This window comes from Streptomyces sp. NPDC002076 (assembly GCF_053593835.1).
On the sequence record NZ_JBSFDI010000002.1, the window covers coordinates 20,533 to 30,522 of the forward strand.

A 9,990-nucleotide genomic window follows, 5' to 3' on the forward strand; every position below is an offset into this window, starting at 1 on the left:
TTCAGCCGGCGGGCGGGTGGATGGCTCCGGCGGTGGTGGTCAGCGGCGCGCCGCTGCCGCCCCAGCGCAGCGCGACGATCTCGGCGGCGACGGACACGGCGACCTCCTCGGGCGTACGGGCGCCCAGGTCCAGCCCGAGCGGTGAGCGCAGCCTGGACAGTTCGGCCTGGGAGAGGCCCGCCTCCGCGAGCCGTTCGAGGCGCTCCTCGTGGGTCTTCCGGCTGCCCATCGCGCCGATGTAGGCGGCCGGGCGGCGCAGGGCCTCCTCCAGCAGCGGCACGTCGAACTTCGGGTCGTGGGTGAGGACGCAGATCACGGTGCGGTCGTCGGTGTCCGTGCCGGCGAGATAGCGGTGCGGCCAGTCCACCACGACCTCGACGGCCCCCGGGAACCGCTTGGGCGTGGCGAAGACCGGCCGGGCGTCGCACACGGTGACCCGGTAGCCGAGGAAGTCGCCGATGCGCGCCACGGCGGCGGCGTAGTCGATCGCGCCGAAGACCAGCATGCGCGGCGGCGGCGCGAACGACTGCAGGAACACCGTGACGGCGTCCTCGCGGCGCTCGCCGTGCGGCCCGTAGTGCCGCAAGGCCGAGGCGCCGAGCGCGAGTTCGCCGCGCGCGTCGGCCGTGACGGCGACGTCGAGGCCGCTCGCGCCGAGCGTGCCCGCCGCCCGGTCCGGCCAGACCGCGAGCGTGGCGCCGCGCGGCGCCGGTCCGTCCACCACCGTGGCCACGGTCACCGGCTCGCCCCCGGCGACCGACGCGGCGACCGCGCCGAACGCCGGGTCCGACTCCGGCGTCACCGGCCTGACCAGCAGGGTGATCTCGCCGCCGCAGGTCAGCCCGACCGCGAACGCGTCCTCGTCGCTGTAGCCGAAGGTCGCAAGGCGCGCCTCACCGCTCGCCACGACCTCCTGGGCGAGCTCGAACACCGCGCCCTCCACACAGCCCCCGGACACGCTCCCCACGACCTCGTCGTCCGGGCCCACCGCCATGGCGGCACCGGGGCCGCGCGGCGCGCTGCGGCTGACCGCGACGACCGTGGCCAGTCCGAACGGCGTCCCGGCCGCGTGCCAGTGCGCCAGCGCCGGCAGGATCTCACGCACCGTCCGCTCCTCTCACCGGGGCCGCGGCGCTCCCGGCACCGCGCACCACCGCCGCCAGCCGCTCCAGTGCCGCCAGGCTGTGCCCCGCGACGAAGGCGTCCACACTGGGCAGCGCCGCCGCCATCCCGGCCGCCAGCGGTGCGTAACCGGGGCGCGCTTTGCGCGGGTTCGCCCAGACCACCTGGTGGGCCAGGGCGTGCAGCCGGCGCATCTGCTGTCCGAGCAGCTCCGGATCGCCGCGCTCCCAGCCGTCCGAGAGCAGGACGACGATCGCGCCGCGCGCCATCCCGCGCTGCCCCCAGCGGTTCAGGAACTCGCGCACCAGCTCGCCGAGCCGGGTGCCGCCGCGCCAGTCGGGCACCGTCGCCGCGACGGCCGCCATCGCCAGGTCGGGGTCCCGGTGCGAGAGTTCGCGGGTGACCCGGGTCAGCCGGGTGCCGATGGTGAACACCTCCGTGCGGCCCGTGCGCACCGCCGCGTGCGCGAACCGCAGCAGCGCGTCGGCGTACGGCGCCATTGAGCCGCTCACATCGACGAGCAGCACCACCCGGCGAGGCCGCTCCACGCGCGCGTGCCGGCGCAGCCGGGCCGGTTCCCCGCCCCGCCGCAGCAACTCCCGTACGGTGCACCGCGGATCGACCTCACCGCGCCGGGCGGGCCTGCGCCGCGCCGAGCGCCGGGCCTGGCCCTCCAAGGCGAACGCGGCGAGCAGCCGACGCAGTTGGTCCCGTTCGGCGGGGGCGAGCGCGGCGAAGTCGCGGTGCCGCAGGACCTCGGCCGAGCTGGCGAGCGCGGCGACCGGCGGTCCCGTCGGCTCGCCCTCGGCCGGCGTACGGGGTCCCGTGGGCGTCTCCCGGGCGACCAGCCTCTGCCGCGGCGGGGGCGCGGCACGCACCGGCCGGCGGGCCTGCTCGTCGGTGGCGCCGAAGTACGCGGCGAACACCCGCTCGTAACGCTCCAGGTCGTCGTGCCCGCCACACAGTGTCGCCCGACCCGCCCAGTACACATCCGCCCGCACCCCCGGCCGCAGGGCGGCCACCGCCCGCAGGAAGGCGTGCAGCCGCTCGGTGCTTGCCGCGACACCGGCCGCGCGCAGCGCGCGCACGAAACCGAGCAGCACGGCGTCGGGCCCGAGGGGTTCCGCGTCTGCTCCGAGGCGTGCGGCGGCGGTGCCGAGGCGTTCGGCGTCCCTCTCGTGCCGTACGGCGTCCGACCCGCGCGGGCGGCCCGTCCCGTTCCCGGTCGTGCCCACCGCCCTCACCCGCCCCGGGCCGCGAGGACCGCCGCGAGATCGAGCCCCCGTGCCCGGTCCGTGTCCTCCCGGTACTTCAGCACCGAGCCCAGCGTCGCCACCGCCAGGTCCGCGTCCACCTCGCTCGCCCCCAGCGTGTCCAGGGCCTCGGCCCAGTCCAGGGTCTCGGCCACCCCGGGCGGTTTGATGAGGTCCGCGTCCCGCAGCGCCTGCACCAGCGCCGTCACCTGCTCGGCCAGCCGCGCCGACACCTGCGGCAACCGGCGGCGCACGATGGCCAGTTCACGGGCGAAGGAGGGATGGTCGAACCAGTGGTACAGGCACCGGCGTTTCAGCGCGTCGTGCACCTCGCGGGTGCGGTTCGAGGTCAGCACGGCGACCGGCGGGCGCTCGGCGCGCAGCGTGCCCAGCTCCGGGATGGTCACCGAGTACTCGGACAGCAGCTCCAGCAGGAACGCCTCGAACTCGTCGTCGGCCCGGTCGATCTCGTCGACCAGCAGTACCGACGGCTGGGTCTGCAGGGCCTGGAGCAGGGGCCGGGCGATGAGGAAGCGGCGGTCGTACAGCTCGCTCTCCAGCCGGTCCGCGTCCGTGACCCCGGCCGCCTCGGCGGCCCTCAGATGCAGCAGCTGGCGCGGGAAGTCCCAGTCGTACAGGGCCTGCGAGGCGTCGATGCCCTCGTGGCACTGGAGCCGGATCAGGGGCGCGCCGAGCGCCTCGGCGAGGGCGGCGGCGAGCGCGGTCTTGCCCACGCCCGCGTCGCCCTCGCAGAACAGCGGCCGGTGCAGCCTCAGGGCCAGGAAGCAGGTGACGGCCAGCCCTTCGTCGACGAGGTACCCCGTCTCCTCCAGGCGGGCCCGCACCTGCTCCGGGTCGTCCATCGTGATGATCGGCGCTCACCCCATTCCGGTGGCGGTCAGCACCGCCCGCCTGGTCAGCACCCGCGCCAGGTGCTGCCGGTACTCCGGCGAGGCGGACAGGTCCTGCGCCGGCCGGGTCCCGTCCGCGGCCGTCTCGGCGGCCCGGGCCACGGCCTCCGGGCCGTCGGCACCCGCCAGCGCCTCCTCGGCCGCGGTCGCCCGGAGCGGGGTCGCCCCCATATTGGTCAGCCCGACGCGTGCCTCGGCGATCCGCCCGTCGTCGCGCCGTACCAGTGCGGCGACGCCGACGACGGCCCAGGACTGGGCGACCGGGTGGAACTTCTCGTAGTGGAAGCCCCAGCCGTCCGTCTTCGGGATCCGCACCTCCAGCAGCAGTTCGTCGTCGACGAGCGCCGACTGCAGGTAGTCCACGAAGAAGTCCCGTGCGGCGATGGTGCGGCGCCCTGCGGGACCGGCCACGACCAGTTCGGCGTCCAGGGTCAGCGCCACGGCGGGCAGGTCCCCGGCCGGGTCGGCGTGCGCGAGCGAGCCGCCGAGGGTGCCCCGGTGCCGGACGGCCGGGTCGGCCACCGTGGCCGTCGCCTGCGCGAGCAGCCCGGCGTGCCGGCGCACCAGCGGGTCGTGCACCACCTCGTGGTGCGTGGTCATCGCGCCGATGACGAGCGAGTCGCCGTCCTCGCGGACCCCGCGCAGCTCGGGGATCCGGCCGACGTCCACGAGCAGCTCCGGGAAGGCCAGCCGCAGCCGCAGCAGCGGCACCAGACTCTGCCCGCCGGCCAGCACCTTGGCCTCGTCGCCCGCGTCGGCGAGCGCGTGCACCGCGTCGTCGACGCTGTCCGGACGGGTGTAGTCGAACGCGGGGGGAATCATGCCGAACCCTCCTCACCGGGCCGACCGTACTGACCCAGCTCGCCGGACCGGGCCGCCTGGCCGGACTGGCCCGACTGCGCGGGCCCCGTGCCGCCGGTGCCGCCGGCCGCACCGGACCGCGCCTCCCGGATCGCCTGCCACACCCGGTGCGGGGAACACGGCATCCGCACGTCCCGCACCCCGAGCGGCCTGAGCGCGTCCACGACGGCGTTGACCACGGCGGGTGTGGAGGCGATCGTCCCCGCCTCGCCGACGCCCTTGACACCGAGGGCGTTGGAGGCCGCCGGTGTCTCCGTCCGGTCGGTGACGAAGTCCGGCAGGTCGGCCGCCGACGGCACGAGGTAGTCGGCCAGGGTGCCGGACAGGAGGTTGCCGTCGTCGTCGTACACGGCCTCCTCGTACAGCGCCTGCGCGATGCCCTGGGCGAGCCCGCCGTGCACCTGGCCCTCGACGATCATCGGGTTGACGACCCGGCCGACGTCGTCGACGCAGACGTACGACCGGATGCGCGTCCGCCCCGTCTCCGTGTCCACCTCGACCGCGCACAGGTGGGTGCCGTGCGGGTAGGAGAAGTTCTCCGGGTCCACGACGTGTTCGGCGTTGATGGTGGGCTCGACGCCGTCGGGCAGGTCGTGATTGGTGAACGCCTCGAAGGCGATCTCCTGGATGGTCCTACGGGCCTCGGGCGAGCCCTTCACGGAGAACACACCGTCGCTGAACTCCAGGTCCTGCTCGCTGGCCTCCAGCAGATGGGCGGCGACCTTCCGCGCCTTGTCGACGACCGTCTTCGCGGCCCGGTGCACGGCCTCGCCGCCGACGGCCAGCGACCGCGAGCCGTAGGTGTCCATGCCCTGCGGGGCCGCCTTGGTGTCGCCGTGCAGCACCTCGACGTCCTCGAAGGGCACGCCGAGCACGTCGGCCGCGATCTGGCTCCAGCAGGTCTCGTGGCCCTGCCCGTGCGGGCTGGTGCCGGTGACCACCTCGACCTTGCCGGTGGGCAGCATGCGGATGCTCGCCGCCTCCCAGCCGCCGGCCCCGTACCTGAGGTCGCGCAGCACCCGGCTGGGCGCCAGCCCGCACATCTCGGTGTACGTCGACACACCGATGCCGAGCCGTACCGGATCGCCGCGCTCGTTGCGCCCCCGCTGCTCGGCGCGCAGGTCGTCGTATCCGAACAGGGCGAGCGCCTTGTCGGTGGCCGCCTCGTAGTTGCCGCTGTCGTAGGTCAGTCCGGCGATCGAGGTGTACGGGAACTCCTCGTGCCGGATCCAGTTCCGGCGCCGCAACTCCACCGGATCCAGGCCGAGTTCGGCGGCCAGCTCGTCCATGATCCGCTCGATGGCGAAGGTCGCCTCGGGGCGCCCGGCGCCGCGGTAGGCGTCGGTGGGCGTGCGGGTGGTGAACACCCCGGTGCAGGTGAAGTCGTAGGCGTCCATCTTGTAGATCGCCGGGTACATGAAGGCGCCGAGGATCGGGATGCCCGGGGTGACCAGCATCAGGTAGGCGCCCATGTCGGCGAGCAGGTCGACCTTCAGGCCCAGCAGCTTTCCCTCACGGGTGGCGGCGATCTCGATGTCCTGGATCATGCCGCGGCCGTGGTGGGTGGCGAGCGCGCCCTCGGAGCGGGACTCGGTCCACTTCACCGGCCGGCCGAGCTTGCGGGCGACCGCGAGCGCGAGGGCCTCCTCGCCGTACACCTGGAGCTTGGAGCCGAAGCCGCCGCCCACGTCCGGAGCGATGACGCGGAGCTTGTGCTCGGGGATCCCGGTGACCGTGGACAGCATGATCCGCAGGATGTGCGGGATCTGGGTCGCCGAGTAGAGCGTGTACTCGCCGGAGGCGGCGAGCGGGGTGACGACGACCGCGCGCGGCTCCATCGCGTTGGGGATCAGCCGCTGCTGGTGGTAGCGGCGCTTCAGCGTCACCTCGGCGCGGTCCCGCACCGCCGCGAAGCTCTCGCCGGTGGCGAGCGGCCAGGTGTAGCAGCGGTTGGTGCCCTTGTCGGCGTGGACCAGCGGGGCGCCTTCGGCGAGTGCGGCCTCCAGGTCGAGGACCGGGGGCAGCGGGTCGTAGTCGACCTCGATCGCCTCCAGGGCGTCGGCGGCCGCGTACCGGTCGCGGGCCACCACGACCGCGACCGGGTCACCCGCGTAGCGGACCTCGTCGACGGCGACCGGCGGGTGGTCGGGCAGCACGATGTCCTCGGTCACCGGCCAGGCGCAGGGCAGCGAGCCCAGCCCCTCGGCGAGGTCGGCGCCGCTGAACGCCGCTACGACACCGGGGCGTTCGAGGGCGGGGGAGACGTCGACGCGGGTGAGGCGGGCGTGCGCCATCGGGCTGCGCAGGATCGCCAGGTGCAGTAGCCCGGCCACCTGGATGTTGTCGGTCCAGTTGGTCTGACCGGTGATCAGCCGGGCGTCCTCCTTGCGCAGCCGGCGACGCCCGACCTCGCGTTCGACGGCCTGGTCGGTCATGCCGTGACCTCCTCGGCAGCCGCATGAGTCGGTTGTCCGGACGCGGCGAGCACCGCGCGGACGATGTTCTGGTAGCCGGTGCAGCGGCAGAGGTTGCCCTCCAGGCCCTGCCGGACCTCGTCCGCGTCGGGATGCGGGTTCTCGCGCAGCAGATCGCGTGCGGCCATGATCATGCCCGGGGTGCAGTAGCCGCACTGCAGGCCGTGCTGTTCGTGGAAGGCGCGCTGCAGTGCCGTCCACTCGCCGTCCTGGGCGAGCCCCTGGATCGTGGTCACCGTGCAGCCGTCCGTCTGCACGGCGAGCACCGAGCAGCTCTTCACGCTGGCTCCGTCCAGGTCGACCGTGCAGACGCCGCAGTTGGAGGTGTCGCAGCCGATCGTGGTTCCGGTGAGACCGAGGCGGTCGCGCAGGTAGTGGGCCAGGAGAAGACGGGGTTCCACGTCGTCCTCGTACGTCGTGCCGTCCACGTTCACCGAGATGCGGGTCATGTGCCCTCCAGACCGTGCGGGAGAGGGTTTTCAGCCAGGGATTTCCAGCCATCGGAGGTGATGTACGTCACCCTACGACCGCACCCTGGTCACGGCGAGTGCTGTGACCGGCATTTGTTGAGCGTTAATCCATTGCTGCCGGATGCCGGTGTCTGCTGCACTGCGCGGTACCCGTCGTCACACAGAGAGGACCAGCGATGCGCGCTGCGTGCATGTCCGCCCAGGAAGGAATCCGCCCCGTGCCGAAGGACATCACGCTCAGTGCATCTGCTCAATCTCGGAATTCTCGCGCATGTCGACGCCGGTAAGACCAGCCTGACCGAACGGCTGCTGCACACCGCCGGAGTGATCGACGAGATCGGCAGCGTCGACGCCGGCAGCACCACCACCGACACCCTCGCGCTGGAGCGGCAGCGCGGCATCACCATCAAGTCCGCCGTCGTCTCCTTCCCGCTCGACGGCGTCACCGTCAACCTCATCGACACCCCCGGCCACCCGGACTTCATCGCCGAGGTCGAGCGGGTGCTCGGCGTGCTGGACGGCGCCGTGCTGGTCGTCTCGGCCGTCGAGGGCGTCCAGGCGCAGACACGGGTGCTGATGCGCACCCTGCGCCGGCTGCGCATCCCCACGCTGATCTTCGTGAACAAGATCGACCGGCGGGGCGCGCAGGGCTCCGCCGTGCTCGAGCGGATGACCCGCAGGCTGTCCGTACCGCTCGTCCCGATGGGGGAGGCCACCGCACTCGGCACGCCCACCGCCCGTTTCGTCCCCGGCCTCGGCCCGGCCGCACTGGACGTGCTCGCCACCCACGACGACGAAGTGCTGGCCGCCTACCTCGACGGCGGGGTGTCCGACGCCCATCTGCGCACCGCCCTCACCGCCCTGACCCGGCGCGCGCTGGTCCATCCGGTGTACTTCGGCTCCGCCATCACCGGAGCGGGCGTGCCCGAACTGACCGCCGGCATCGAGCACCTGCTGCCCGCCGCCGGTGGCGACCCGTCCGGCCCCCTGTCCGCCACGGTCTTCAAGGTCGAACGCGGCCCGGCGGGCGAGAAGGTGGCCTACGCCCGCATCTTCTCCGGCACCCTCCACATCCGCGACCGGGTCCCGTTCGGGGACGGGGGAGAGGGGGGCGGTGCGGGCGACGGGCGGGTGGAGGACCGGATCACCGACGGTTGGGTGCAGGGGCAAGGTGCCGATGGCGGTGCGGCGGGCGAGGAAGCCGGCGTTGGTGCGCAGGGGCCGGGTGTGGATGGTGGTGCGCGGGGCCCGGCCGCCGATGGCCGGGTGAGGGGTACGGGCTTGGGAATCCGCGTGGAGGGGCGGGTCTCCGGCGACCGTGCTGCGGGCTGGGTCAGCTGCGGCCGTGGGGGCGGTCCTGCGGGGGTCCGGGGCACCGACGGCCTCGCGGTGGGGCGGGGCGCCGGTGGCCGTGGGAACGGCCGGGCGCTCGACGGGCGCACGGCAGGCCTCGGCAGTGGCGGCCCGTCGGCAGGGGCAGGTGCCCGGCGCCGTACCGAGGGGCGGGTCACCGGGCTCAGTGTGTTCGAGTGCGGTACCGACGTCCGGCAGGACCGTGCCGGTGCCGGGCGGATCGTCAAGGTGTGGGGGCTCGGCGGTGTGCGGATCGGTGACGCGATCGGGCGGCCGGGGAGGGCGTACACGCACCACTTCGCGCCGCCCACCCTGGAGACCGTCGTCGTGCCCGGTCCCGGCGCCGACCGGCGCTCGCTGCACCTCGCGCTCACCCAGCTCGCCGAACAGGACCCGCTCATCGGGGTCCGGCACGACGAGTTGCGCGGGGAGACCTCCGTGTCCCTCTACGGCGAGGTGCAGAAGGAGGTGATCCAGGCGACCCTCGCCGAGGAGTACGGCCTGGACGTCCGCTTCCGCGAGACGACGACCCTGTGCATCGAACGCCCCGTCGGCACCGGACACGCCGTGGAGTTCAACAAGAAGGACGCCAACCCGTTCCTCGCCACCGTCGGTCTGCGCGTCGAGCCCGCACCGCCCGGCTCCGGGGTGGAGTTCCGCCTGGAGGTGGAGCTCGGCTCGATGCCGTACGCCTTCTTCAAGGCCGTGGAGGACACCGTCCGCGAGACGCTCGGTCAGGGACTGCACGGCTGGCGGATCCCCGACTGCACCGTCACCATGACCCACTCCGGCTACTCGCCCCGGCAGAGCCACGCCCACCAGGGCTTCGACAAGAGCATGTCGAGCACCGGTTACGACTTCCGGTGCCTGACCCCGCTGGTCCTGGCCGAGGCGCTGCGCCGGGCGGGCACCCGGGTGCACGAGCCCATGCACCGCTTCCGGCTTCAGGCCCCGGCGGACACCCTCGGCGCGCTGCTCCCTGTGCTGGCCCGGCTGGGCGCCGTACCGGAGACCACCGGGGCACTCGGTGCGACCGTCGCGCTGGAGGGCACGGTGCCGGCCGTCCGGGTGCACGAGCTGGGGCAGCGGCTGCCCGGACTCACCCGGGGCGAGGGGGAACTGGAGACCGCGTTCGACCACTACGCGCCGGTCACCCGCGGCACGGTCCCGGAACGGCCGCGCACCGACCACAACCCGCTGAACCGGAAGGAGTACCTGCTCAACGTGACACGCCGGGTGGGAGATTGAGCCAGTTCGCTGACTGATAGTCAACTTACTGAAGAGTCAGAAGGTGTTGACGCTGTCCGGACATCGCCGGACTGTAGTGGACATGCCGAATATCCGGGTGCGTCTGCTGGTTGTTCTGGTCGTCCTCAGTGGATTCCTGGCGGTGGGGGGGGGGGGCGCCCCCCCCCCCCCCCCCCCCCCCCCCCCCCCCCCCCCCCCCCCCCCCAACAAAAACCCACCCCAACCCCAACACCACCCCCCCCCCAACCCCCCCCCCCAAACAAAAAACACAAAAAGAAAAAAAAAAAAATAAGAAAGA

The 9,990-nt window shown here is 73.3% G+C and carries 7 protein-coding genes; 1 reads left to right on the plus strand and 6 read right to left on the minus strand.

Annotated features, from left to right (window positions below; translation table 11 throughout):
- Position 1: 1 nt before the first annotated feature.
- From ACWCQS_RS04325 to ACWCQS_RS04350, 6 genes are read right to left on the minus strand one after another with little or no spacing between them, the layout of a single operon-like run.
- Positions 2-1,105: an XdhC family protein gene (locus tag ACWCQS_RS04325; RefSeq protein ID WP_451003042.1), complete on the minus strand. Its 1,104-nt coding sequence runs from the start codon at positions 1,103-1,105 to the stop codon at positions 2-4.
- Complete coding sequence (locus tag ACWCQS_RS04330; protein WP_451003043.1) at positions 1,098-2,357, minus strand: vWA domain-containing protein; 1,260 nt, start codon at positions 2,355-2,357, stop codon at positions 1,098-1,100. The genes ACWCQS_RS04325 and ACWCQS_RS04330 overlap by 8 nt, the downstream gene beginning before the upstream one ends.
- Positions 2,358-2,362: 5 nt before the next feature.
- Positions 2,363-3,238, minus strand: coding sequence for an AAA family ATPase (locus ACWCQS_RS04335; protein WP_451003044.1), 876 nt, complete (start codon positions 3,236-3,238; stop codon positions 2,363-2,365).
- A 15-nt stretch (positions 3,239-3,253) separates the two neighbouring features.
- Complete coding sequence (locus ACWCQS_RS04340; protein WP_451003045.1) at positions 3,254-4,108, minus strand: FAD binding domain-containing protein; 855 nt, start codon at positions 4,106-4,108, stop codon at positions 3,254-3,256.
- Positions 4,105-6,582: a xanthine dehydrogenase family protein molybdopterin-binding subunit gene (locus ACWCQS_RS04345; RefSeq protein WP_451003046.1), complete on the minus strand. Its 2,478-nt coding sequence runs from the start codon at positions 6,580-6,582 to the stop codon at positions 4,105-4,107. The genes ACWCQS_RS04340 and ACWCQS_RS04345 overlap by 4 nt, the downstream gene beginning before the upstream one ends.
- Entirely contained in the window at positions 6,579-7,070 is a 492-nt protein-coding gene (locus ACWCQS_RS04350) for a (2Fe-2S)-binding protein (RefSeq protein ID WP_451003047.1), read from the minus strand. Before ACWCQS_RS04350 ends, ACWCQS_RS04345 begins: the two co-directional genes overlap by 4 nt.
- A 261-nt stretch (positions 7,071-7,331) precedes the next feature.
- Here ACWCQS_RS04350 and ACWCQS_RS04355 point away from each other — a divergent pair, with 261 nt between their 5' ends.
- Entirely contained in the window at positions 7,332-9,692 is a 2,361-nt protein-coding gene (locus ACWCQS_RS04355; protein ID WP_451003048.1) for a GTP-binding protein, read from the plus strand.
- Positions 9,693-9,990 lie beyond the last annotated feature (298 nt).